A 26678-nucleotide genomic window follows, 5' to 3' on the forward strand; every position below is an offset into this window, starting at 1 on the left:
AGGCGTTCCCTGAGTAAAGGAAAAGACTATTCAAAAATTGGCTCCTGAAAACACAAAGAGCCCACATCATCCAGATGTGGGCTCTTTGGTCGAGATGGCTAACGCTTTGCATTCCTTGCTACTCAGCGTTCTTCCTTGCAGCCACGCCAACATCCATATCAGCTATCGGTTCCTTCCGAATTCCCGCCCGCTAAGTTTCTTAGTTTTTCAATTGGCTTTATATAGGAGTTTTTCCTATATTGCCGCTTATATTAAAATGGGCATTCAACAATGATCAAAGTCAGTCCCACAGCCAAGCTTCACTCACTATTTACTTATCAACTACAAAGAGGTACTTCAACCTGAGCTTTTTAGTTCAGAAACACCCGACTCTCTTTTAAACCAGAAAGTCAAAGACCGTGACCGTATTGAGACTCAGCAACACGTATTCATTGGATTGGGTAAACTCCGTCAGCACCTGCTCTTCAGATTGTGCTCCAGCGTCTAACTGGTCTAACCACCAGTTATAACCATCCTCATCAATCTCCCGCTCCAATACAGTTGCATAAAGATGGTCCAGCAGCTCAGTATTAGACACTTGGCCACTCGCATCTGCATCGGCCAGCGCCTGAAATTCATCTGACCAGTAGAAACCAGCGGCCATCGTTTCCAACAAAACCCCTTGGCTTATTTCATTTGACCACCAGTCAAAGCCATCCTGATCAGGAATACGGCCCAAAGACCCCAAATAAAGCCGATAAACCTGAGCATCTTCTGCGGTAACTATGGAGCTGTCGGCACCGATTAGATCATTGTCCCAGAGAAAATCATCAGGGTCTCTTACCGTTGCTTCCTGGTCAGGCTGAGGTTCATTTTCTGCCAGAATAGCTTCAAAGCTTGATTCCAGATCATCAAACTTAATTGTCTCTATGTTAGTTAATTCAACCTGTTTATCAGCATCAAGATACCAGGCGATGGCATTAGTGCCACTAAAATCCCAAAGCCAATTGGCACTTTCACCCGCCAGAACCAAGGTGTCCACCCCGGTACCACCATCAACAAAATTAATACCTGAAACGACATCAATCAGATCATCGCCAGCCTCTGCCCAAATACTATTATCCAGTTCATTACCCGTTAATCGATCAGCACTGTCCGAACCCACCAGGTTTTCAATATCCGTTCCATGAGCAATGGCGAAGACGTTAACTCTGGGATCAGGAACAAAGCCACCATCGATATCAATACCGATACTGGAATACTCCCCTTGCCCAAGATTCACATCAACACCGCCACTGGTAGTCCGGGAAAAATCAAAGCGGTCTATACCACCGGCATCCCAAACCGTTTGAATCGGCGTACTGTTATCAAAAAAATAAGCAGTTCCGGTACTGTTATGATTTTCATTTACCCCATAGATGTATTGCAGAGCAGCAATATCCAATGGCATAAAACTGGCTGGGTGGTCATTCTCTCCGTAATCAGGGTCAGCTGTGTAGGACATCACTGTGTGCTGAGAAGAATCTAATTCTGTTGGTACGGCGGGGAATCGCCAGGCTGCTTCAAAACTGTGACTCAGCCCTAAGGCATGACCCAGTTCATGTAACATGACAAAGAACAACAATCCACCTTCTTCGGCACTATCCTCTGTGTCATTAGGGTTAAGCCAGATGTCTCCCCCTTCTTCACCAAAATGAGCAGGAAAGTAGGCCCAGGCTTCCGTGAAAGGATCATCGGCGATAGATTGGGAAAATGCTATACGAACGGTGCCAGTATTGGCAGAATCAGCAACTCTGACGAAATCCAGCTGAGTAAAACTTTCGACCTGATTCAAAATAGACTCAAAAGCCTCTACCTGATCGTCCTGCAAAGGCGTCATAGTATTTGGTTCGCCTACGCCGTAACCAGATACGAAATGAGAGTCAGCATTGGGAATGCTGTACGTCAGCGTATTTGAACTGGAGATGTCCCACGCAACTTTGGACAGCAGCCCGTTAAAGAATTCATCGGTATAGACTAGACGAGTGACGCTCATGGTGCAGCCTCAGCTTTCTGTTTGTTCACTTTTAGTGATTCCGGCGATTATTACTCTGAAACGCTCAATCTACTGTCATTAGTTTTATAACCAGTAACTATAGATTATCAACAACTGTAGAATATATGGTGCCTTAACTATGTAACAATCAACAAGTTTCAGAATACAGCTTTTATCTCCCTACAGGATAGGACTCAGATCAATGGAAATTGTTCTCATTGCTCGTTCCTACGCCATCCCCCTGACTGTTTTTAAGCATAGCTTTGTCGAAATACTAATCAGGTTTCATAAGGATAGAGCAAATATCCCAAAGACGGAATAGCTACAACCAATAGGATGAAACTGAGGATTTACACAGACATAGCGTCTAACAGATAAGTCCCCAGAGTACCCACTAAGAAAGAAATTCAAAGGCAGCTACCGTATTCAAGCTGAGCATCACATATTCATTAGACTGAGTAAAATCAGTGAGCACCTTTTCCTCTGAATAGGAGCCAGTTGTCAGCTGTTCTAACCACCAGCCATAGCCCTCCTCATCGACTTCCCTCTCTAATACTGTCGCATAAAGGTGATCCAACAGTTCATTACTGGAAACCTGACCATTTGAATCAGCATCCGCCAGAGTCTGAAACTCCTCAGACCAATAGAATCCAGCAGCCATCGACTCTAACAAGCGACCCTGATTGATCTGTTCGGCCCACCATGCAAGGCCATCCTGATCAGGAATTCGGTTCAAAGCTCCCATATAGAGTCTATAGACCTGAGCATCTTCCGCGCTGACCAAAACTTCTTCGACACTAATCAAATCGTTATCCCACAAATACTCATCGGGATCGACAACCATAGCTACGACTTCCGGTTCTGGCGAGTTCTCTGCCAAAATTGCAGCAAAACTCTTCTCAGAGTCATCAAACTTTATTGTTTCTACATTAACAAGCTCAATCTGATCGGATGTATCAAGGTACCGGGCAATACCATTGCCGCTTCCTGTATTAATACTGAAATCCCAGGTCCAGTCAGCACTGTTACCGGCCAGAACCACCGTATCAGTTCCACCTCCCCCATCAACCATATTGGCTCCGGTAAGCGCTTGAATCCAATCATCGCCTCCTCGACCTTCAATACGGTTATTCAGTTCATTACCGATCAATTGATCCCCATTATTACTGCCAATAAGGTTTTCAATCTCGGTACCGTAGGCAACCGCCAGATTATTCGTTCTGGACTGAGGGCCACCTGAATAAACACCTACACTGGAATACTGCCCCTGTCCAAGATTAGCTTCAATTCCGCCACTGGTTACAGAAGAAAAATCAAAGACATCCGTTCCACCAGCATCCCAGATAGTTTGAATAACCGTGCTATTGGTGAAGGTATATACCGTATCTGAATTATTGTATTCGTTATTAACACCGTACATATACTGTAAGGCAGCAATATCCAACGGCATAAATGTTGTCGGATAATCATCGTGGTGATAGTCCGGGCCGTCGGTATAGGACATGATAGTGTACTGACTGGAATCAAATTCCGTTGGTACCTCAGGGAACGGCCAGTCAGCCTCAAAGCTGTGACTAAGCCCCAGGGCATGGCCAAGCTCGTGAATTATGGTGCTAAACAACCAGCTACCCTCTACCGCATCTTCCTGATAGTTTCCTGGATTCAGCCATATATCACCTCCCTCCTCACCAAACCGAGCAGGATAATACGCCCAAGCCCCGGAGTTATCATCTTCAACTAACTGAGAAAAGGCAATTCGGATAGTGCCATAATTAAAAAATGACTCATTGACCTCAACAAAATCGATCTGAGTGTAACTTTCCACTAACTCCAGAATCGATTCAAAAGCCTGTATTTGTGGCCCTCTGAGTGGATCCCAGTTATCAGGCTCACCACCACCATAGCCAAAAGTAAAGCGGGAACCCGCATTCGGGATACTGTAGGTAATCTCTTTTGAGCTAGTAATATCCCAAGCATACTCGGACAGTAAACCACTGAAAAAATCATTGGGATCAGTTACACGTATGGTACTCATGAGGACCTCAATATGGGTTCAGTTTAGCCGGAGCTACGCTGGCTATTTAAAGACAGACGGATCTAACAAAGGCTAGCCGCAATTCCAAAACATTGTCGTTTCAAGAAAGCTGCATGCCTTTCCAGAATACAACCAATAATCACTAGACTGTTAGGACTCAGATCAAACTAATTTGTTCCACTCCTTATAGCGAGCTGTTTAAAAATGAACCATTGGACAAAAGCTCCTGTCGAACTGCCCACTGCTCATGCTATGCTTAGCGCCCATCTAATCAGTCTCTGGAGCAGTTATTAAATTATAGCGACTTCGAGAAATCATCGAACGACTGTTTAACCGATTGATCGCCCAGAATAGCATCTTGAAGTCTCGATAAATACGGCAACAACCAACATGCAAACCGGTTTTTTAAAGGAACATTCTGCCCTTCTGGCCTTTTCAATGCGGGCCATCGACCTACTGATACTGGCAGCGAGCGGAATTCTCAGTTTTAATCTTATCGATATTCAAGACCCGCAATACAATCATTATCTGATTGCTCTTCTGACCGCAGCCCTATTGTCCTCCCTGTTAAACCCTTTCTTTGGTGTATACAGGTCTTGGCGAGGCATGCCCCTGAGGGATGAGTTAAGAGCAATGCTAATTGCCTGGAGTGGTCTTTTTGCCTGCCTTACGGTATTAGCCGTAATGACTAAAACTGGCCACAACTACTCGCGCCTTTGGCTGGGGTGTTGGTACGTTGGAGGTTACGGATCACTCGTTTTGGCCCGCATTTGCCTGCGCGGCTTTCTCAGCCACATTCGAACTCTGGGACACAATCAACGACAGATTGTCATCGCCGGTGCGGGCTCCTTAGGTCAGCAAGTTGCGCAACGAATCAGAGCAACTCCTTGGACAGGACTGGAATTACTGGGTTTTTTTGCCATCGAAGAAAATAGAGTATTGCCAGACGATCTTTCGGATTTACCGATCCTTGGGTCGATTGACAACCTTGCAGCCTATATAGAAACGAATCCCGTTGACCAAATCTGGATAGCCATTTCTCTGGATAAAGCACCACAGATAAAGAAACTGATTAATGAGCTAGCGCTGAGCCATTGCGATATTCGTTACGTACCCGATATTTTTAGCTTTCAATTACTGAATCACTCTGTCACTGAGATTGCTGGCCTTCCGGTAATGAATATTTCCGTTAGCCCAATGGAAGGATTAAACAGAATCGTTAAAGCGATTGAAGATCGTGGATTAGCATTAATGATCCTGCTGATGGTTAGTCCTCTAATGCTAGCCCTGATGATTGGCGTCAAACTCAGCTCCCGCGGGCCAATATTTTATCACCAGGAGCGCGTTAGCTGGAATGGTCGCCCATTTAAGATGATCAAATTCCGTTCCATGCCTGTTGAGACTGAAAGCTCAGGTGTTAGCTGGGGAGGAGCGGATCAAAAAAACCTGAATGGTTTTGGTCGTTTTATCCGCAGAACATCTTTGGATGAGCTACCACAATTTATCAATGTGCTGCTAGGAGATATGTCCGTCGTCGGTCCTCGTCCAGAGCGCCCTCACTTTGTGGAACAATTCAAACACGACATCCCTCGTTATATGCAAAAACACAAAGTGAAGGCAGGAATAACCGGCTGGGCACAGATCAACGGTTGGCGTGGAGACACTGATCTAAAACGACGCATTGAACACGATCTGTTTTACATCGAAAACTGGTCACTGGGATTGGATCTAAAAATCATCTTTATGACCCTGTTCAAGGGATTTGTTCATAAGAATGCTCGCTAACATCTTTTTTAGTGGGGTCAGATACAACTTTAATCTTTGGTCTCCCCATTGCTGCTGGCTTCACACGCCTACCATGCAATCCCTCAATCTGATCCTTAAAGCGCTCACTACCCAATGCCAAGCCCTTTTCGACTGTTTGGGTGATTTCTGAGGTCAATTTACCATCAACATGAACATCAAATAATGCTCTATAGGCTTCACGCCTTTTCTCTGAATTTCTGTTCAAAGCCAAATACTCATCATGAGGGCGGCAAAGAACAGACTTTGCACCAAGTGCATTAGCACGATAGCTAGACCATATATATTCAGCAGGACTACCTACCATACCTGCTCGTACCGGGTTTAATTCTATGTAGCGGTAACAGGCGAGCAAGTAATTTTCAGTCTGAACAAGACTCGATTTATAGCGTCCCTCCCATAAAGTTCCTGAACGTTGATAAGTGCGATTGAAGTATTGGACGTATCGCCGCCCAAGTGATTGCATTATTAAGGATATTCCATCATCAGTCTCAGGAGTTGCCAATAAGTGGACATGATTGGTCATCAAAACCCAAGCATGGATAGCCACACCAAATTTTTCAGCATATTCTTGAAGCCAATGCAGATAAGCAGCGTAGTCCTGCTCATCCGCAAAACAAACACTACGATTGTTTCCGCGCTGGATAATGTGCTGAGGAATACCTGCCGGGCAGAAGCGAGGGAGTCGTGCCATGGTTGCATCCTTGTAACCTGAGTATGAGTAACTGTAAGCATAGCGATTTGTCTAACGGGTTAAAAGAGCCCCCTCAAACAGAGGGAGTCTCAACCAATTCGTATCTTTATGTTGTATCTGACCCCACTTTTGTTCTTGTGCTTTTGCCGTGTGACTCTGCAGTTTCTTGGCCGGATACAGCAGAAAACGGCGAGTTTTAGATAGATTTAACGGCTATTTTACCTGAATATTCAGTGAATATTCAGAGAGTTAAATATTATTCAGGGACGACTACATAGCCTTATATATCTCGAAGATAGCCATTGCGAAGAAGACTATTAGCATCGCTGAGTTTACCAGTATGCTAAACCAGAGAGCTTTTGTATTTTCCTTTCTATGTTCTTCGATTAGAGTTTCATATTTACTGTTTTTGATAAACATAAACCAAAACAAGAATACAAAAAAAGTAATTATGCATAAATTGATCACTATGCTTATATCAAAATCTTTAGGTGCCACTAGCACAAGGCTCCCGAAAACAAACAGAAAATGGGTCACTACTAGAAACATAACCGTAGAGACAGCATTATACCAGGCAGCACTAGAGCCATTATACTTTTCAGATTTTGAAATTATGATATAGGTGCCCGCAAACAATAGGTTATATATTTTTCGCATGCTATCTACCTAACATTTACCAGATATAGCGCAAGCCATGTTTACAATTGGCGGAACGAGAATGGGACTAAGCCAATTATCAGAAATAGCATACGACATACTAAAAACAACTCCAGGCCCACCGAAAACAAATGCTGGCAGCATAGCCCCAGTATCCACTGTTGCATCCAACATTCCTAATCCATCACCACGCAATCTCGCATCATTAAATTCGTAAGCTTCAACACTCACTGAAAGGACCCCTACCGACTTAGCAACTAACCTAATCGGCGCGGTATTAGAAAGGAGCAGTGAATCTGTAACTTTTGCTCCAGGACACGCACCAGCTATACAACCTGCAATAGCTGCAGCGATATCTGCTCCTGTTGCCCCTGCACCAGTTAATGAAGATCCACTGGGCATCTTTGATTTGCTTAGTTCATCAAAATATGCATTTCCAAATGTTGCTCTACACTCCTCCTCAGTGTCACACCCCCCTGCAATCAATGGTCCATCAAAAACGATTTTGGACCTCTCTTGCTCGATCATTATCCACCGAATCGCCACTCCCACAGCAGCGCCTTTCACACCATCTACAAACTTTCCACCAGATGCTTTAGCTGCGACACCACTCGCCAGTAATCCTCCAGCTATATTTCCTGCTATTTTACTTGCTCCCTGCCGGATCAGAGATCTGCTGAAACTTCCTGTCAACCCACTCTTCCACCAGCCAGAGCCACCAGGCACACCGGAGGCAATAAAACCAACCGCCATCCCCCCCAATGCCGACCCAATAGTCCCCCCATTAGCCAAAGTAATCGCAGCATTTAGTCCAGCCATCACTTTACCAAACGTCGCCCAACATGACACCGCTGCTGGTCCGGTAAAGCCACACATAACACCACCCACTACGGTAGATAACCAAGGCACTTTCCCAAGCACCCGCCCTATCCCCCTAAGCGCCCCAGTAACAAGATTCCCAACCCCCTGCAATACTTTTCCAAAGGCTTTGGCTACTTTACTAAGCAGCCCCTTCAAAAAGTACCCACTGGGGTCGGTATAGCTAAGCGGGTTGTTCTCCACATAGCTATAGCGGTTCAGTGCCTGTAGGTTTGTCGAGTCTTTAACAAAGGGATCTGCGCTTAAGAAGCGGCCGATATCGGCATCGTAGACCCGACCATTCATATGGATCAGTCCCACACCGTCCATTTGTTCGTGACCGGTAAAGCCTTTGTTGGTGATGTTGGATGACAGTGCCAACGGACCGATACTCAGGTTTCGGCGCTCGATATCGGTCAGGCTGGACCAGTCGCGGTCCAACTGGGCTTCCAGTTGTGCCAGGCTCGGTGCGCGGCGTTTACCCCAGGCATCAAAGCTAAACGATTCCACTAGCTGTCCGGTGTTATTGGTAATACTGGTGATAGAGCCCAAGTGGTCTTTATGCAGGAATCGCAGTAAGGATTCCCCTGGAGCACTTTCCGAACGGTTTTCGATGGTTAAAATGGCGACGCCACCGATAAAATGCCGTTCTTCAGTGCGATTGTCCTGTGCGTTTGCATGACCGCTAATCTCGACCTTTTCGTAGACTCCACCCACGTAAGTGTATTCGGTGATGAGGTCACTGCTACTGTCTTTACGGTAATAGCGATTACGGTCGGGGCCGTAGGCGATCTCGGTAGTGATACCGCTTTTGACAATCCGTTCGGGTTTACCAAACAAGGTATAGTTGATGGTACGGCCATCACCGCTGGTCATATTGCCGTTATTGTCGTAACGATAACTGGTATTTTTATCTCCAGCTTCAGCGCCACTGATGGCGCAAACCGCATGGGGACCAGCTCCCACGGAGCACTGGTTACCATAGCTGTAGCTACCCACACCGGTTTTCTGGGTAATATTCCCCAGCTCATCGTAGCTAACGGAGGTGGTCTGTATATCCGAATGAATGCCTTGAGCAAAATTGGCTGTTGTTGTTATCAGTCGATTAAGACTGTCGTACTCAAAGTCCTCACGGAAATGATTAAGGTAATCTTCCCGATAGTCCAGGTTACCCAGGGTATCAAAGGTGTAGCGCAGGTTCTGAATATCCGCAGTTAGACCACCATTGACTGAGTATGACTTGATGGTACTTAGACGTCCCGTCGCCGGCTGATAGCTGCGCTCAGTGTGCACACCATTGCCATAAAGTTCATCGGTGACATTACCACGGGCGTCAAAGGTTCTGGCCTGATAATAAAGCTCATCGTTGGCAGCATTACTCAGGCTAATCAAACGACCGAGGCCGTTATAGGTATTTTTAACCTGAAGCCGGTCTCCGATTCCTGGGTAGGTGGTTGTTAGGGGACGGCTATATTCATCGTAACTAATCCCAGTCTGGTAACTGGCTCCGTTGACGGTTTTAATGGTTTCTTCCACCCGCCCCAAACTGTCGTAGGAATAGCTTTCCTGGTAGCCGTTTTTACCTTGCAACAGATCCAAGGCTCCTTTTCGGTCACCGTCGTAATACCACCAAGCCGTTTCAAGGTTGCCTCCATCGTTGGCACATTGATTGGTTGCATCACTGGCTTGGCCTATCTGGTTTGAGTGGGAACCTGCATAGCCATCAATACGTTTCGTTAAACGACCGCCTACATCATAAACATTACAGGTGGTTTTTTGATTGGCGTCGGTTTGAGTAATCAGTTGCCCTAAGCCGTTGTAGTAGTATGTCCAGTTGCCCTTATCCGGGTCCTGCATACTGATTTTACGACCTAAGACGTCATAGCCGATTTGAGTTTGATTACTGGCCGGGTCCGTTATCCGGGTCATATTACCGTGGCTATCATAGCCATAGTTGATCATCTGACCGTCATTATCGGTACTGGTTAGCAGCTCGCCCAAAGCATTTTTCTGGAGGACTTTTTGCTGACTTTCGCCTCCTATATCCCGAGTGGAAGTGACTATCAGGCCATTAAAATCAACCTCATCTATCTGATTATTAGCCGACACTGTCCTAGTAACCCGACTGAGCTGATCGTAGGTAAAATTGTTCCAATGACTGGCAGAACTGTCATCAAAGTAAGGTTCAGAAACACCCACATTACGGCCTTGGCTGTCATATCGATAATCGATATAGCTATACAGATAGTCACTGCTACTGTCTTGTGCTGCCAGTTGGCCTTTACGTAACTCCCGCCCCAGGGCATCAATAAAGGTTTGGCTATTCGCCCCCCCATCGGTTTGTTTGACAATATAATACTCACCATTGGCCGGACAGCTACCGTCACATCGACGCATACGGGTGCGGGTGGTTATCTCTCCACTGGTTCCCAGCGCAACGGTTACATCGGTAGCGCGTCCCCAACCATCGTATTTGTATTGTGTGACCAAGCCATTGGCGTCTGTAGTGGTTTTAAGCTTACCGGGGTAAGCCCCACCCCCCAAGTCATTAAAACTGTAGTAGCTGTGACTATTGGAGTGATTGAGAGCATTAATGTTCTTTTTCACATTCCGACCATTAGCGGTGTACTGCACCGTGCTGGTGCGGCTGACAAAGTCAGGACCATCAACGGTAATGGCCAGGTGATTACCAAAGCTATCGACCTGATTACCGGCGCCACCATAGAGCGTATTGTGTAGCACGGCATCGGTTGAAGGGTGGCGTATCTGTTCACTAGTCTTGCGTCCGGTTATCGGATCATAGCTCCAGCTACTGACTTTGGCCCGCATAGGCCGACCGGAAACATGGGTTTCAACGCGGGTACGTTGTAACAGATTAAATAACCACTGCTGGGTGTCCGCCGGTTGGTAAGTATTGTCCGTGCGGGTGGTCCGTAAAATGGAGCCACTCTGGTCTTTGACGACGGTTTCCATCAGGGTCAGATTACCTTCGTCGTCATAATTCTGGTAATCACTCTCCTCCGAATGCAGGAAGGCTCCATTCAGGTCCCGCTTGGTCACGAGTGTTTCGGCAAGCTGAGGTTGATAGCGCCGATCACTTCCACTGCCCCAAGTCGCTAATTGCCAGGTATTGCGGGTATCACTGAGCACCACGCCGTTTTGGGTGCGGGTAATCACTTTTTTCGGCGTCGATTGTAGCCGTTGGTTGTAATTCTGATCAAAAGTGACTTCGGTACTGATCTGAGTATCGTTATTGGTGGTGGTCATCTGCTCGAAACCCAGACTGCCCAAGCCCCGAAGATGAATTTTTAATCCTTTGTACTGATAGCTGGTGCTATTAGTGCCACCAATACCGTTACTCATGGTTAGTTTTGACACCACATATTGAGCATTCTGTATATCAGTTGCAGGATATTGGGCACCCGTCCCTTTCTCATACACTCGATCTCCAACGGCCCCGTTATCATCCGTTAGCGGAAGATAGTTAAAACCGGTTTCTACACCAAACCCATTAGTGACTTTTTCCAGCAGATCCGGAATGCCGGTAGTAGGCTGCCACAACACAACCTCATCGTTACTGTAGAAATGGATGAAATCACTTTTACCATCGCCGTTAAAGTCACTGGCACCATATTGGTAATGATTAGAGGAAATATCATAGTTGGTCGGGTTACCGTCATAGCCAGGCGCTTGAGGGGACACACCCGCTCTGTCGGGTGTAAAACCTTTGACGATAAAGGTGCCATCTCCTAAGGATTGCCATAGGTTAATGCTGGTTGAATCCTTAAAATGCACCAGGTCGGTTAAGCCATCACCGTTATAGTCACCTGCTTGATAGTGATAGTTGTTACCCCCACCAATGGCATAACCAGACCAAGGTTGATAGGCCGGTTGAATATCAAAACGACCATCCCCCTTACCGATCCAGATCCGAACATTCTGATCACTGGCAAAGTGAATCAGATCGGTGAGGCCATCACCATTAAAATCAGCGGTTTGATATCTGTATTCATTGGCTGCCAGATCATAGGTTCCAACATCTGTATCAGAGCTCGGATCAAAAGGTTTGACAGTAAAGTCGCCATCCCCATCGGAGAGCCAAAGGCGCGTTTGATTATTACCATAGAAATGGATCAGATCCGTTAAGCCATCACCGTTAAAATCACCGGTCTGATATTTATAATTACCCGAACCGGCAATATCGTAGCTCTGAGAGGGGGTAAAACTGCTGACAGTAAAATCTCCGGCAGAGTTAGCGAGCCAGATATGGCTGGTATTTCCAGCGGGGAAGTGAATCAGATCACTCAATCCATCGCCGTTAAAGTCCCCTTGATGGTAGCGGAATTCACCCACATCACCAATGGTATAGCCTTGCCACGGGGTAAACTGATAGCGAACAGCAAAGGTTCCATCGCCGTTTGATGTCCAGATATTAACATGGTCATTGCTGACAAAATGAATCAGGTCACTTAAGCCATCACCGTTAAAATCACCGGTTCGATAACGATAACCGCCATCACCTTCAAAGTTATAATTAGCATCGGGTTTAAAGTCGTTAACGGTAAAAGTGCCATCACCATTAGCGAGCCAGACATGGCTAATCCCATCGTTAGGGAAATGGATCATATCGGTGCGGCCATCACCGTTAAAATCACCATATTCAAAGCGGTAATTGTTGCTGCCAATGCCGTACTCACTACTGGGGGTAAAGCCTGAGCTAAGTACAAACTCACCTTCAGCGCCGCGATCAATATATTCAAATTGCGTGCTTGGCAGACAATCCCCCAGACCGTTGCAATGTTCCAGAGACTGTAATCGGCTTTGGCGGGTATTGGGGCTGATTTCAAAATAGAGTTTATAACTGTGCAGCAAGGTTGAGCCGCTATAGACATTAATGGCTTCCAGACGATCATTAACAGCACGCTTGGTACCCGAGATATAACCCACCATAGGGTCGGAACGATCAGTGCTATAGGTGAATTCAACCCGATGCTCAGCATTAGCACCAGCGGTTCCGTTATAGGTATAGTTAATCTCGCTGATTTGGTACTCACCTTCCAGTATATCTTTATCGTATACATAGGTGAGGTAGTTATCGTAACGATCTGCTGTTTTGTTAATCAGCCACTCAAAAATATTGTTTCCATCTTCAGTTTCGACTTGGGAATCAGCGGTGAAACCATATTCCAATATCTGCCCACCAGCCGTCCATACCTTAAAACGATCATGACTAGTGCCGACTGAACCATAACCCACGACACGACTAAAGCTTTCCAGTTGAGTGCGGTAAAGGGTGCCGCCATCGTAGCTGCCATCTTCAATCAGTCGGACACCATTCAGGCAGAGTTGGTCATTATCATCCAGATCGACACCATCAATAATGCCGTGATCTTCCAGATTGGTTGGACAACGGGTAATGGCGGATAAACCCGACAGACTCCAGCCTGTACCTAGTAGACCATTACCGCCATTGCTGTTATAGCTGAGCTGCAAATCAGGTTGAATCCCGGCAGTCCCGGCGGGTAGAGAAATAGGGATTGAATAAGCTGCACTGCCGTCATTACCGACGCTGTGACTACCACCAATGGCACCAACACCGGAGTCAGAGTCCCCTTCAGAATCAGGATCACCACCGCCATCAGGAGGAGTCGGTGGTTGTGGCCCTTGAGTATCCGCATAGGTTACCAGAACGGATGATTTGGGATAGCTACAGGCCTGAGCGGTACAGACCTGCACCTGAAAACGGTATTCGTTCACCTCATCCAGTGTGACGGTCTTTTGAGTGCTTTGACCCGCATAGATCTGTTTCCAGGCATTGGTATGGGTCCACCACTGGCTGACAACGTATTTTTGGATAGGGCCAGACACCGTCGTCCAGGACACTGCCATCCGACCCGGACTGACCCCATGCAGATTAATATTGGAATTACCCGGAACTGAGGCTGATACAGCAACAGAATAATCACTGCAAACATCCGTATTACAGGCCCTGACCCGGTAATCATAATCACCAATCATCATACTGGTAAAGGTTTTAGTGGTATCTGCCGAATCTGCCAGCACCTTATCACGCCAATCACCAGAACCTTGCTTAGTTTGAAGTTCGAAGCGCGCGCCAGTGGCTGTCCAGTTTAAGGAAAACGATCTGGGCTCTTCACCGCGCACAATTTCAATAAGCGGGATACCGGGTACAGCAGCATCAGTATTGATATTCAGGGATGAAGTAAATTCGCTGCACTCTGTACTGTAACAAGCCTGTATCCGGTACTGATAAGAGCCTCCAATCTGGGCCAGCATATCTTTACTGGTCAGGCTTTTATCAAGTTCGATGTAAGTGGGATCTCCCCCATTAATAATCTGTTCCAACCGATAACCGGTTAATTCACCCGAGGGTGCCTGCCAGTTGAGTTGGAAGTACCCATCTTCATCGCCGGGCAGAATACTTAGCGCACTAGGGGCTGGAGGGGAAAAATTTACACCTACGGACACCGGCGACGAATAACCACCACAGATTCCGTAGTCACAGACTCTCACCCGATACTGGTATGCACCGGATAAAGATATTGCTTTATCGACCTGAGTTAAATTGGCATCTCGATAACGAACGACCTGGGGAGTGCCACCATTAATCACTTCTTCCAGATCATAGGTAATCACTCCGCCTTCAATTACGTTCCAAGATAAAGAACAAACACCCTCTTCTTCCGTTGTCGTTAGGTATAGCTGGGTGAGTAAGCACCTCTTCGAAACGTTAGAGGAAGTACAGGACTATGCAACTGAGTGGCTATGGTTCTACAATCATGAACGACCACATACAGCTAACGGCGGTAGGCCGCCACTGAAAGTGGCTTAACTTCTACTTTTAACGTCAGTTAAAAATGGGAGGATTACCACTAGTAGCCCCTTCAGGAGCGAACCAATGAAGTTCTTGTATTGAATAGGAGGGATTAGGCTCTATTCTGTCAAACACCGGCGCAGCAGGCACATTGATGGATAATGCCGGTGAATAAGAACTACAAGACTCCGCAGCACAAGCTTTTACCCGATTAAAGATAATCGTTAGACAGTCTGTCGTATAACCGGTGGATATTAACAGCGGGATTATCAAGCGGTACTTCAGACCAGTCTGCACTACCCACTTGCTCCTGCAGCACATAACGATCCGCACCGGATACTTGAGTCCAATCCAGCGTAAATGACTGGGTAGAAGACCCTTCTAAGACTCTGATACCGGGAATTTGAGGTTCGGCCCAGCTGAGTGTTGATATGCCTAATAGAGCAAGCAGCAGATAACTGCTCCGCTTAAATGCAATCATTGAAGATAGTAGGCTGGCAAAAACAACAACTACAGCATTCAACATAACAAGGCTCTTTTAATTTGGGTCACGCAACGGCTATTTAAGTAGAGTCAGGTACAACTAAAAACCATCAGGCAAATAAACAGAGCGACGCGATAAAGCCATTTGTTGTGCGGTATATCTTTAGAGAAAGGAGTTGCTGAACCGATAAATCCTTTTATCAAAAAAGATAACTACGTATCGTCCCTCGTAGTTGACATCAAGAAAGATGCCAAATTGCGGAGCATTATCAAGGTAAACAGTCGATTAGGCAAGACTGTCTTTAAAAACAGACAAAAAAACAGGGGAATATAGAATAACAATAAGAAGCTGTGCTAGAAAAATCAGACACAGCTTTATCCAAGAAATCGACTAACCAGCCCCTCCAACCAATGAGTGTAATTACAGCAATTACTGCGGAGACACTAATTCCTGAGCCAGATCACGAGCAATCCCTTCCCAGCCAAAACTACGCTGAGTGGCCTGATAGGCTCTTTTTGCCATGACGGAAAGGTCTTTATCGCTTTCCATCAGTTGATTTAACACTGAAGCAAAGTCACTCACCTCTGCAATCAGGACTTCTTTATCAGCGATAAAATCCAGCCCACGATTACCAAAAGCGGTGGTCAGTATGGGGGTTCCTGCGGCGGCATAGTCGAGCATTTTAAGATTGGTGCCTGACCCTGAAAGCATTGGATTGATGGCAATATCAACGGATGATAACAGCACCTGCTTTTCTTCTTCGCTGACTAATCCTAGCCCATGCACATTTTCAGGAAGTGCCTGGTATTGATTTTTACCCTGGCATACGGGGTGACTGCAAACACTACCGATCAGTAAGAAATCAATTTGAGGACAGGCTTTGGCGATAGTCCGAATATGCTCAACGGATTCTATATTCGGGCCGTGCCAGCTACCCATAAACAGGGCCTGGAAGCGATTTTGGGTATTAAGTCTAGTCTGTAGACGTTGCCTTTGGGTTTTGTCTGTGTATTCCGTTTGATCCAACGCCACGCCGTTCGCGACTGTGCGCGTGTTCGACTCAAATGAACCATAGAGTTCGTGCAATCGAACAGCATCTTCATCGCTACAGGTCATCACCAGCTGACTTTGATGACAGCAATGGCTCTCAACCTCTTTGGTTAGCGCGAGCCACTCTTCAGGGTCAGGACTATCAGCCAAAACAGCGGCTTTCATATCCGCTTCGACATTATGGGCTTCGTACCAGATGTCACCTTGCCAACATTCCCGTACCGCATAATAAAGATAGGGATGAGACAAAATAACAACATCCGCATGAGCACAGCTACTGCCCAGAGCAGAGACATATTCTGGCGTGTGTCGGTATCCCTTTATCATCGCAATATCACTGACCGATGCCTTTAACTGTCGCTCCAACGCTTGCTCGTTGGCCAACTGCTCGGCAGTCTTGCTGATTCTTAGCTCCCGTAAGCCCGGTGCTATCGCGTAATCCCCCGGTTCCCGATCAGGCCCTGTCAGTGTCACTAATGTTATATCTGCATATCGTGCCAATTGCCGGTAGAGGTGAAATACCCGACTTTGACCTCCCCCTTGAGGAGGCCAGACCGCAAAGCCCAGAGCCACTACCAGTTTTTTTCGAGGTAGGGAGCGCTCAGAGGAATCCAAAGAGCGAAAGGAATCCATCGGCAATGGTATCTCGGACTCAGCTCTTTGGCTTACAAACTGCTCCTCAGGGGGCTGCAACAGGCGATTGAGGGTATTGGTCCAACTGATATGAGCCACTTTTGAGCGGGCCTGTTGACCCATCTGTTGCGTCTGCTCTGGGTTATCCAATAGCTGCTGCATGGCTTCTGCCAGGGCCTCAACAGTGGGCTCTACAGAGAGACCGCTAACGCCATTTTCGACAAACTCGTTAACCCCTCCGGCATCAACCGTGGTCAATACGGCCTTTCCCGCGGCCATGGCTTCGATGGTAATTAGTCCATAGTCTTCATCGTAGGGAATAAAGGGGATAAACAAAGCCCCAGCGTATTCTTTAATCACTTGCTGATCGGTAATTCGCCCGAGAAAACAGACTCTTGGATCATCTTTAGCCAGTTCTCGAAGGGACTCGGCTTCAGGCCCGGTTCCGGCGATTCGAAATTTCCGATCCGTTCGGGTGCGCATAAAGGCTTCAACCAGCTGACGAATTCGCTTGGGACCGTCCAGGCGACTGATAGTAAACAGGTAATCATACCCCGAGTTGGAAAATTCCGTCACATCTGAGGGGTGGTGCGTCACATGAACCGGGACTCCCGTAGGAAAATAATCCTCACGACCGGCAACATTATGGGAGATGGCCCCATAGCGCTTTATGGCGCCCGGTGCCAAAGAAATATCATCCAGAAAGTGGACGACTGCACGGGTCAATGGGCCAGGAAAGGCAAAGACATCCTCCGGTAGATCCAGCGCTCTGAGGCGGTCCAGCTGCTGCCAGAGAGCAGTCAACTGTGAACGTTCCGCTACACCTTCAATAATGTCAAGCAGAGGCTGAAGCTCAGGATGGGGCTTATCCAGTGTGAGTGGTTGACCGCTAAAATGATAGGTGTCATATAGTCCCCGCAGCTTATGCTGCAAGTAACAGTGATGGTTGTGGTGATTGACCATCCAGGCCGGGTATTTGGTAGAGATAACCAGGTCAAAATGATCCAGATTAAGCTCTGAAAATACCCGATAGCTATCCATCAATGGCCAGAAGCCTTGTTCGGGTGATGGCAGTTTAATTAACTCCACCTGATGTAAGCTTTGCTGATTAATATGATTCAGCATTCCCCACCACAGCTTCTCTGCTCCACCCACGGTATAAGGCACAGGACTGGGTGCCACAATGGCAATTTTCATCGGTTGCAACGGACTCTGATCAGACAGGCTGAGCGATTCAGATGGCACCACTGTGTCGGAAACAGTCGCCGTGCCGGAAACAGAAGAGGAAGCTTTAGCATTCGAGTTCATAGCTATTGTGATCTTAGGGTGCTGTATTTGGACATCGTTAAAACTGGAGCCCACACTAAATTGAAGTCGTCCTGGTTGATATTAACGGGCTTGATTATTTCGCCAACAGGGCCTAGCCCGCCAATAAGGTTTCCACCACCTTATCCCAACAGATTTCTTCGCGAATATAACGGGATTTACCTTCTCGCCCCATCTCCCGAGAACGCTGACGGTTGTTATAAATCTGGTCGATGGATTCAGCGATCTGCCTGGGATCAGGATCATTCACAAAACCATTTTCTCCGTGGGTAACAAATTCCAATGGACCGCCTGAGTCTTTGCAGGTTATAACCGGCTTTTCCGATAGCATGGCTTCCAATGTGATGTAACCGTAGTCCTCATCGAAAGGGGCAAAGAAGACCCCAAGACTGCGGGCATAGAGCGCAAGCTTTTCCTCTTCGGTAAAGCGACCCATCAACCGAACTCGATCCCCTAGCTCATATTGATCAATCAAACCTTGATAGTATTCCTTCTGCCCTCCATCACCGCCGATCAAAATTTTAGTCGGGGTTTGCAGATAACGGGCAGCTTCAATCAAAAGATCCTGCCGCTTCAACCGCTCCAGTCGACTGGGACAAAAAATATAATCGTAGGCATCGGCATGATAAAAACGTTCTGCATCATGGGGAGGGTGATACAACGGCTGAGCTTTCAGATCGTTATAATGCTGTAATCGTTCAGCAACACGACCGGAATTGGCAAACAAGCGACTGGCTCGAGACAACACCCTGTTATCAAAGTCGATAATTTGATTACGCAGTTGGTTCAACTCATTAGTCTGAGGCTGTTGTTCATAGAGTTCATAAACCGCTCTGTGCTGATGCATGATCCATACTCGATGGTCGTCATGAGCCACCCCATAGGAAGGGAACTGTAAACTAATCACCTTATCCACAGAAACACCGTTGGGGTGATTAAAATTTTGTCCTTCACAGAATGCCATTAACCGCTCGATATCGGATTCTGGTGAAAAACGAAAGGGGAAACGAATCATTTCCACTAGGTGGCCATGTCGTTCCAGATTATCCACCAAACCTTGAATATGATAATCGGCTCCACCGGCCATAAAGGGGACTTTGTTAGCAGTGACGATCAGCTTTTGCTTGGCTTTTTTCTCATTAGCTTTTTTCTGCTTGGCTTCTTGCTGCTTAAACATAACCACTAAGACTCCAACAACGGCTTACGAGCAATGATGGCAAAATCCTGAGGGCCACAAAGGTGACCATTAACCCGTTCTGTTAATGGATCATTACCCGGAACTTTTGCCTCTTCCGGATAAGGATGGAGTCGCATGATTTCGGCCTGACAAAAACCGGCATAATCCGCTAAAAACTCAATCCCACTGGGCGTTATCGGATTACGATGAGTCGGATCGTGGTAGAAGGTATGACTACCCACCAGCACATTTTCAGGATTAGGTGTTTCAAACAGTATCGCACCACCCGGTTTAAGCACTCGTGCTGCTTCTTCAAAGAGTGAGTACAGCTCACTGAACGGCAGATGTTCGATTATATGGAAGCCACTAATCATCGCCAGACTACTATCCGCTACAGATCGCAGGTAAATGACCACATCAGCTTCTTCAACTTTTAATTGCTGGGCACTGCACTGTTGCACCATAACCTTGTTTAGGTCGATGCCCTCACCTTGCCACCCCTGCTCTTTTATCAGTTCCAACCACTCTCCGCGACCACAACCAACATCCAGAATCGGAGTATCTGCCCCCACTGAATCGAGAACCTCATTTAGAAGCGGTAAGTAGACACGAAAGTTATCTTTAATCTCCTCTCGACTGCCCCGGCAAGCATCTTCAAAAGCGATATAGTAAGCATCAAGCTTGTCATCACGATGTTGCTCAATTACCTGCTCTGTTACAGCTAATGAGCCCTGTGTGTGAACTGAATCACCTGCCAGATTACGATTGACGAGTTCAGCGTTACCTGAAGCTTCATTCGTCGATCCGACTTTATCTGCTCCTGCAGCCAACAATTCCTGTTGAAATAGCTCTTGGTTACGCTGTTGATAGCTCATCTGCATGCGCATCGTCGCCAGCTTTTGTTCCAACTGCTGACGACGTTCTTCTATTTGGTTGTTTTCTTCAAGCTGAGCGGCTTTTACCGACTGTAGCTCTCCAGATAACACCGACACCGCACCCAGCTGCTGCTTGACGGCACTTAGCTCTGTATTGAGCTCGGAGACAAGACGTTGAAGGTATTGCTGTTGATGTGTCTCGACCTGGTATATAGCTTCCCTACCCGCACCATTCCAGGGACCAAGGCAGTAGTCCACAATACTGGTCAGCCTCTGGGCAATAGAAAACTTAGGGAACAACTTTCTTTGCAGACGAAACAGAAGTGAACGCCATCCAAGCCCTCGAACCTGAACACCTCGCTCACGCCCCTCATCGGACATCACAAGATCAACCAATACTTGGGTTTTACTCCCTCCTCTACGGAGCAGACTGACATAATTGTCTAGCCCTGTTTCATCAGGGTCACGCTGTAAAATACCGCGATAAGCAAATGTCACAAACTCTATATCTTCGTAGCGCAAAAGTTCATTCAGCTGGTAACTGCGCTTGGATTCAAAACGAAAAGCATTGGATATTTTTGCTTCAGGCAAAGACACGGGAGCGCTGATATCACTGGGCCTGAATTCTTCTTTACGATTCACCCGCAGAGCCTGAGCTTCTTTGCGGATATCGGCCAATAAACTGTCAATATTCAAGGGGCCGTTGGTAGTGTCCATATTGCTTTTCCGTTCAGGCACGTTGTTTTTCAGATTCAAGGTTTTTCTTATCTGCGGTTTTCTTATCCAAGCTTTTCTTATTCAAGACGCCTTTATCCGAGGCCTTCTTATCCAAGATCATGCCGGATGCATCTCCCTCGTTTTCATTCACGGGAACGTCCTGCAGGCTTGAAAACTCCAGATCAGGCTGCAAGCGACAGACACCTGAAAAGGAGCGACCACGTATACCGGCTACTTCAAAACGCAGGAGGTTATCCCGCCAATAATAACAATTTTCGATGTGATTCTCGTCGCTATGCAATGCGGCCGTCACCGTGTATTTCCCTGGTGCTATATCCATAGGTAAACGAAAGCTGGCTCGGCAGACTTGCCCTGCTTCCATCGATAAGGGCTGTTCAAGCAGATGACTGTTGGTGCCAAAAATATCCTGACCAAATCGGTCGCGAATCATCATTCCAATGGATACATCGTCCAGTTTACAGCTAGCCTGAATATCAAAATAGAGTTGAGTGTACTCACCCGCGCTAACCACTTCCGAGTCTGAGTCTTCGCCCCAGATTCGAGAATCGATTATCTTGGCAGAACCATTGCCAAACCCCTCTTCCTGAGCATGTTCCCGCATTTTCAACTCTTTATCGTCGAGTTCAGACATGATGCGATTGTATTGGTTAACCGCATGCTCGGGTGATCCCTCCGCTACCATCATTCCCTGATCCAGCACCAGGGCGCGGTCACAGAGCATTTTAACTGCATTGAGATCATGGGAAACAAAGATGATTGAGCCGCCACTTTGTCGAAACTGTTTAATACGTCGCATGCATTTTTGCTGAAAATGTCCATCACCGACAGACAAAGCTTCATCGACAACAAAACAACGGGGATCAGCATGAATAGCGATGGAAAATGCAAGCCGCATCACCATTCCTGAAGAATATGTCCGGATAGGTTCATAGATAAAATCACCTAGCTCAGAGAACTCGATAATAGCATCCTGGCGCTCTGCAACTTGCTCACGAGTCATACCTATTAACAAGCCATTGCCAATAATGTTTTGTAAGCCTGTCAAATCCTGGTCAAATCCTGTACCCAATTCCAGCAGTCCAGTAATTTTACCGTCGATATGAATATCACCCTGATCCGCCAGTAGGACTCCAGTCAGTATTTTTAAAAGAGTCGATTTCCCTGCACCATTTTTGCCCAAAATACCGAGGGTTTCACCGGCAGCGACTTGGAAAGAGATATCCTTCAGAGCCTGAAAACTACGATGATATGAGCGCCTGAAGGCTATTTCCTTCAGACGATCTGATGGCTTATCGTAAAGCTTAAAGCGCTTTTGGAGGTTGGTTACTTCAATCATAGAGCCTCCACCAGGCTAAATAAAATCGCGAATATCTCGCTCTAGTTTCCTGAAAACATAGACGCCCAAGGTCATCAAACATCCTCCGAAAGCCAACAGAGCAACCAAATGCGAAAAATTAGGAAGTTGATGAAAAAGCACTAAATCCCGATAGGCACTCACCAATAGATACATGGGGTTAATACTAAACAGTTGGCGTGCAGATTCGGGGAGAATATCAACGATGTAAACAATAGGAGTAAACCAAAACCAGAGCTGTAGAATGACGTTAATAAATTCACGAATATCTCTGATGAAAACGCTAAGCGTAGCGAATATAAATCCAAGGGCAAATGCGAGAAGCTGCTGGACCACAAACACCACAGGAATCAGCAACCAATGGATTGTTATTGGAAAATCAATCAGCAATAAAAAGCCGACAAAAAATACCAGCGAAATGATAAAGATAACCGTCTCTGTTAATACGATATAGAGAGGCAATTGCAAAAGCGACATATTCACCTTAGCAATCAGCCCACCTTTATCGTTAAAAATATTGGTAACCCTTAACAAGGTGTTGGCAAACGCATTCCAGGCTAACATTCCGGCAACCAGATAGATGCTATAGCTATACTCGGTAAACTCAGCGCCGAGAAACTCAAGCCGTGCCCCCATAATCTTCGAAAAGACTAAGGTAAAAATAAGAATATTCACCAGTGGCATAACAAAAGACCAGGCGCCACCGAGAATCGATCCAGAATAACGATCAATCAGATCCTGCTTACAAAAATTCAGCAATAATGAGGTGTTCAAAGTAATACAGTCCAATAACGGCTCAATCCCAATGATTGAACCTGATCACAATGGTATAGATCTCGACTTATAGTGCTTTGCGGATCAGTAACAACTGCAATTTCAGCTTTGTGGAAAACAGATCTATTGTCAGGCACAACATAACTTTTTCAACACTACCGAGAGCTATTTCAACATTACCGGGAGAGCCAACAACATTCCTAACATGATACCCAAACCATTAGCCGCCATGTCATACCAACAAAATCCAGATCCGCAGTAGTGATCCCAGATTTCTTTCAACAAACCAATAATAACTGTCGAAATCAGAGCAACCGGCCAAGACAGCAGAAACAGCAGCAGCAATAAGATAGCAAGGCTATAACAGAAATGCTGACGCTTGTCGTATTCCCACATTTTATCCAGGAAGTGACTCATGTAACTTGTCGAAAGTACATCATCAGTACTCTCCCACCTTGTTCAACAAATTGAATAACTGGTCTGCGGAACGTTCCCAAGTGAATTGTTGGGCATGCAACCTACCCGCTTGTGCCAGAGATTGGCGGTGGGAATCATCCTCTAACAAACGACGAAGCCCATTACTCATACAATCAATATCATTCGGATCAACAAGCTCTGCACAACCACCAGCAACCTCGGGCATTGATGCACAATTAGCGGTTAAAACAGCCGTTCCGGCGGACATTGCCTCAACGATAGGCATACCGAACCCTTCGTAAAAAGAAACGTACGTCATCACTGTTGCTGCCGCGTAGAGACTGGGTAGGTCAGATTGAGCAACATACCCCAGCCGAATAACCTCCTCCTTGTTTAGCAACGTTCGCAGCTCGCTCTCCAACTGGTCGTTACCCCAGCCTTTGCATCCCACCAAAACTAATGGATATTGCTGCCGAAGAGCTGAAGGTAATTCCTTATAGGCACGAATAAGGCCGCATAGATTTTTACGAGGCTCTAAGGTGCCCACATAGAGAATGTAGTGCTCAGGTAACCCATAACGACTGCGCAACCCAATCAGTTCCTCTTCATCAAAGGAACGACAAAAAAAGGGCGATACACCTGGTGTTATCACCGACATTTGATTGCTATCGACTCCCAAGTACCGAGTAACTTCAGAACGGGTAAATTCTGACACCACAACCAAGGATTGAGCACGTTCAATACTTCCGGGTAGCTGCTCGTTTAGAAAACGCACTCTTTCTTCGGGATGGTACTGTGGATAATGGATATGAGAGACATCATGGACGGTTGTGACAGAAGGTCCGTCAAAAGGCAGCAGTACATAATTCGGTTCCCAATACACATGCTGACTGCAAGCTCTGGAAAACTCTCGGGTTCGATATTGCTCCATACCTTGCTTTAAACGACGGATACCAGGCACCTGCTTGGCGAATTGTATACCGCGATGGCCCAAAATACGGTGAACCATTGAACCAGTCCCCGTATTTGAACGATTACCCGAGTCACAGCCACATTCCAGACGCTCAATCAAAGCAGTCAACTCGGCACGTGTTTGCCCCCCCAGAGCACTGACACCACGTATATCATCGACATCACTTCTAGCGATAAAATTACGAAGAAGATTGTGGGTGTAATGACCAATACCGGTCAAAGGCGATTGTAATGATGTAACGTTAACTAAAAGGTCCATTTGAATAACAGGGTATTCCACTTTCAAGACAAGTAATGATCACTCATCTCAGGAAACAAAAAGCAGCTAATAACTGAAATAGACATCGCTGCACGAGGTTAAAAATCTGACCGAGACAATCCAATAGCCGCTAATCCTCAAACGCCCTATGCAAAAAAGCCCCAGAAATAAATACTGGAGCTCAGTTGGTATGGACAGATTGCTCAAGGCAGAGATAACTCAAAACAAAAAATTAAATACCTGATTTCAACCTAATATAAATTTTCCCAACATTAGAACCAAACTCTCTAAGTTCAGAGTATCTGACAGCTATCCTTCTGACGACTCAAGCCAGCTATTAACTGTAACTAACTTTGATGGCTCAAGTTCACCGGCAAAAAACACAAGTCTCAACCAAAAATTAATATGATTGTATTTTGCTTGCTGGAGGTCACGCCGAGCTTGATATTCTTTCTGTAACGCGTTGATAACGTCAACGACAGTCACGGTGCCATACTTGAAACTGGTATCCATCGCCTTGTAGGACTTTTGCGCAGATAAAACGCTACGCTCACTGGCCTTAATTCGCTTTAGACTGGACTTTGCTCCAAGATAGGCTTCACGCGTGCTTTTCATCACAAAGCGTAGTGTTCGCTCCCGTTCCAACTGAGTCAAAGACCACTGATTGGAAGCTTCCTGAACTTTAGCAGAGGTAGAGCCACCAGAATAAAGCGGTACGTTTAAGGTCAACCCCAAATAGTTTGTGTCAGTTCTGTTAGTTGCGACATTTTCAAATCCGACATCGCTTTTCTGAGAGTTGAGAACGAGATCCAAAGTTGGATAATGCCCACCTTTCGATTCTTCAATTCTAGACAGACTGGCACGAACAGCCTCATCCATAGCCAATATTTGCGGATTATTGGAACGAGCTTTTGTCAGCCAATGGTTGACTGTATTTTCCAAAGCAGGAAAACTTATGTTCTCCTGCAAAGGGTTAAGCTGATCAACAGGTTCATTAATTAACTCGGTCAAGGCCTCTTTTGAGACTAAAACTGCATTTTCCGCCTCAATCTCATCAGTCTGGATCATGTCCATACGTGTTTGCACTTCCAGCACATCGGTTACCTTAACCAGTTGCTTTTCATACAAACGAGAAACCTGGTCAAGTTGCTTCTGCACTGTCTCTTTCTCAGACTGAACAAGAGCTAAATCATCATTGGCGGCTAAAACGGCAATATATCGCTCTGTTACATCCAAAAGCACTTCACCTAAAGTGCCATTTTTTTCAAAGTCCCGCTGTTTTATTACATGCTGAGTACGATTACGCCCATCAAATACCGATTTATTGTATATAACCTGCTGGACTGACAAGTTGTACTTCTCACCATCATAGTGGTTGTGCGTGGGATTGTTATCCTGATCAAAAGACTTCCGCTCATTTCGCGAAAAGTTACTGCTGGCTCTGACTTGAGGCAGCATTGCCCCCAGCGCCTGCCTATCCTGATCTTCACTTATTCGATACTGGTAATCTGCGATGCTAATACGGGGATCCGCCAACAGCGCCTTGTCCATAATAGACACAAGCCCTTCCGCCGAGGCAGGAGTCGAAATCAGAAGAGGTATCGCCAGAGCTGATACAGATATCATCAAAGCAGTTCGAGACCGTAATGCAGCTCTGGATCGTAGCGCAGCTAGTTTTAATCGCACAGGGACTATCTCAAATCGCATAATGGCTCCAGCCAAA

The 26678-nt window shown here is 46.3% G+C and carries 14 protein-coding genes and 1 pseudogene; 2 read left to right on the top strand and 13 right to left on the bottom strand.

All coding sequences use genetic code 11. The annotated features are described in order from the left end of the window. Positions 1-376: 376 nt before the first annotated feature. Together BGP75_RS18610 and BGP75_RS18615 are read right to left on the bottom strand one after the other, a co-directional pair. A complete protein-coding gene (locus BGP75_RS18610) occupies positions 377-2014 on the bottom strand; it encodes a DUF4214 domain-containing protein (protein WP_076720366.1) in 1638 nt (545 codons plus the stop codon). A 394-nt stretch (positions 2015-2408) separates the two neighbouring features. Continuing rightward, positions 2409-4049 carry a DUF4214 domain-containing protein gene (locus BGP75_RS18615; protein ID WP_076720367.1) on the bottom strand — a complete coding sequence of 547 codons (1641 nt, stop codon included), beginning with the start codon at positions 4047-4049 and terminating at the stop codon, positions 2409-2411. Positions 4050-4439: 390 nt separating this feature from the next. Here BGP75_RS18615 and BGP75_RS18620 point away from each other — a divergent pair, with 390 nt between their 5' ends. Continuing rightward, complete coding sequence (locus tag BGP75_RS18620; RefSeq protein WP_076720368.1) at positions 4440-5834, top strand: undecaprenyl-phosphate glucose phosphotransferase; 1395 nt, start codon at positions 4440-4442, stop codon at positions 5832-5834. On the opposite strand, the gene BGP75_RS18625 is transcribed toward BGP75_RS18620, so the two are convergent. Next, positions 5803-6546: a transposase gene (locus BGP75_RS18625; protein WP_076720369.1), complete on the bottom strand. Its 744-nt coding sequence runs from the start codon at positions 6544-6546 to the stop codon at positions 5803-5805. The genes BGP75_RS18620 and BGP75_RS18625 overlap by 32 nt on opposite strands. A 666-nt stretch (positions 6547-7212) precedes the next feature. After that, entirely contained in the window at positions 7213-14718 is a 7506-nt protein-coding gene (locus tag BGP75_RS18635; RefSeq protein ID WP_076720371.1) for an FG-GAP-like repeat-containing protein, read from the bottom strand. Between the two features lie 55 nt (positions 14719-14773). On the opposite strand from BGP75_RS18635, the pseudogene BGP75_RS18640 reads away from it, so the two are divergent. Next, positions 14774-14914 (top strand): annotated as a pseudogene (locus tag BGP75_RS18640) (integrase core domain-containing protein); the annotation flags it as partial. A gap of 193 nt (positions 14915-15107) precedes the next feature. On the opposite strand, the gene BGP75_RS18645 reads toward BGP75_RS18640, so the two are convergent. From BGP75_RS18645 to BGP75_RS18685, 9 genes are all read right to left on the bottom strand, one after another. After that, positions 15108-15422 carry a hypothetical protein gene (locus BGP75_RS18645; RefSeq protein ID WP_076720372.1) on the bottom strand — a complete coding sequence of 105 codons (315 nt, stop codon included), beginning with the start codon at positions 15420-15422 and terminating at the stop codon, positions 15108-15110. Between the two features lie 387 nt (positions 15423-15809). Next, positions 15810-18371, bottom strand: coding sequence for a glycosyltransferase family 4 protein (locus BGP75_RS18650; protein WP_143821106.1), 2562 nt, complete (start codon positions 18369-18371; stop codon positions 15810-15812). Between the two features lie 112 nt (positions 18372-18483). Then, on the bottom strand, positions 18484-19566 hold the full coding sequence (locus BGP75_RS18655; protein ID WP_076720419.1) for a glycosyltransferase family 4 protein: 1083 nt from the start codon (positions 19564-19566) through the stop codon (positions 18484-18486). A 5-nt stretch (positions 19567-19571) separates the two neighbouring features. Beyond that, positions 19572-21158 (bottom strand): methyltransferase domain-containing protein, encoded by a 1587-nt coding sequence (locus BGP75_RS18660; RefSeq protein ID WP_076720373.1) that lies wholly within the window; start codon positions 21156-21158, stop codon positions 19572-19574. Positions 21159-21171: 13 nt separating this feature from the next. Continuing rightward, complete coding sequence (locus BGP75_RS18665) at positions 21172-22515, bottom strand: ABC transporter ATP-binding protein (RefSeq protein ID WP_076720374.1); 1344 nt, start codon at positions 22513-22515, stop codon at positions 21172-21174. A 15-nt stretch (positions 22516-22530) separates the two neighbouring features. Next, a complete protein-coding gene (locus BGP75_RS18670) occupies positions 22531-23307 on the bottom strand; it encodes an ABC transporter permease (RefSeq protein WP_076720420.1) in 777 nt (258 codons plus the stop codon). A gap of 165 nt (positions 23308-23472) precedes the next feature. Next, positions 23473-23724: a hypothetical protein gene (locus tag BGP75_RS18675; RefSeq protein WP_076720375.1), complete on the bottom strand. Its 252-nt coding sequence runs from the start codon at positions 23722-23724 to the stop codon at positions 23473-23475. A gap of 22 nt (positions 23725-23746) precedes the next feature. Then, a complete protein-coding gene (locus tag BGP75_RS18680; RefSeq protein ID WP_076720376.1) occupies positions 23747-24955 on the bottom strand; it encodes a glycosyltransferase family 1 protein in 1209 nt (402 codons plus the stop codon). A 309-nt stretch (positions 24956-25264) separates the two neighbouring features. Beyond that, positions 25265-26662 carry a TolC family outer membrane protein gene (locus BGP75_RS18685; protein WP_158070135.1) on the bottom strand — a complete coding sequence of 466 codons (1398 nt, stop codon included), beginning with the start codon at positions 26660-26662 and terminating at the stop codon, positions 25265-25267. Positions 26663-26678: the final 16 nt, after the last annotated feature.

Source organism: Motiliproteus sp. MSK22-1 (assembly GCF_001968815.1).
Lineage (GTDB): Bacteria > Pseudomonadota > Gammaproteobacteria > Pseudomonadales > Balneatricaceae > Motiliproteus.

Bases quoted from the DNA above. Each gene is read 5' to 3' on its own strand.
- BGP75_RS18610 (WP_076720366.1), bottom strand. From the start codon at position 2,014: ATGAGCGTCACTCGTCTAGTCTATACCGATGAATTCTTTAACGGGCTG.
- BGP75_RS18615 (WP_076720367.1), bottom strand. From the start codon at position 4,049: ATGAGTACCATACGTGTAACTGATCCCAATGATTTTTTCAGTGGTTTA.
- BGP75_RS18620 (WP_076720368.1), top strand. From the start codon at position 4,440: ATGCAAACCGGTTTTTTAAAGGAACATTCTGCCCTTCTGGCCTTTTCA.
- BGP75_RS18625 (WP_076720369.1), bottom strand. From the start codon at position 6,546: ATGGCACGACTCCCTCGCTTCTGCCCGGCAGGTATTCCTCAGCACATT.
- BGP75_RS18645 (WP_076720372.1), bottom strand. From the start codon at position 15,422: ATGTTGAATGCTGTAGTTGTTGTTTTTGCCAGCCTACTATCTTCAATG.
- BGP75_RS18650 (WP_143821106.1), bottom strand. From the start codon at position 18,371: ATGAACTCGAATGCTAAAGCTTCCTCTTCTGTTTCCGGCACGGCGACT.
- BGP75_RS18655 (WP_076720419.1), bottom strand. From the start codon at position 19,566: ATGTTTAAGCAGCAAGAAGCCAAGCAGAAAAAAGCTAATGAGAAAAAA.
- BGP75_RS18660 (WP_076720373.1), bottom strand. From the start codon at position 21,158: ATGGACACTACCAACGGCCCCTTGAATATTGACAGTTTATTGGCCGAT.
- BGP75_RS18665 (WP_076720374.1), bottom strand. From the start codon at position 22,515: ATGATTGAAGTAACCAACCTCCAAAAGCGCTTTAAGCTTTACGATAAG.
- BGP75_RS18675 (WP_076720375.1), bottom strand. From the start codon at position 23,724: ATGAGTCACTTCCTGGATAAAATGTGGGAATACGACAAGCGTCAGCAT.
- BGP75_RS18680 (WP_076720376.1), bottom strand. From the start codon at position 24,955: ATGGACCTTTTAGTTAACGTTACATCATTACAATCGCCTTTGACCGGT.
- BGP75_RS18685 (WP_158070135.1), bottom strand. From the start codon at position 26,662: ATGCGATTTGAGATAGTCCCTGTGCGATTAAAACTAGCTGCGCTACGA.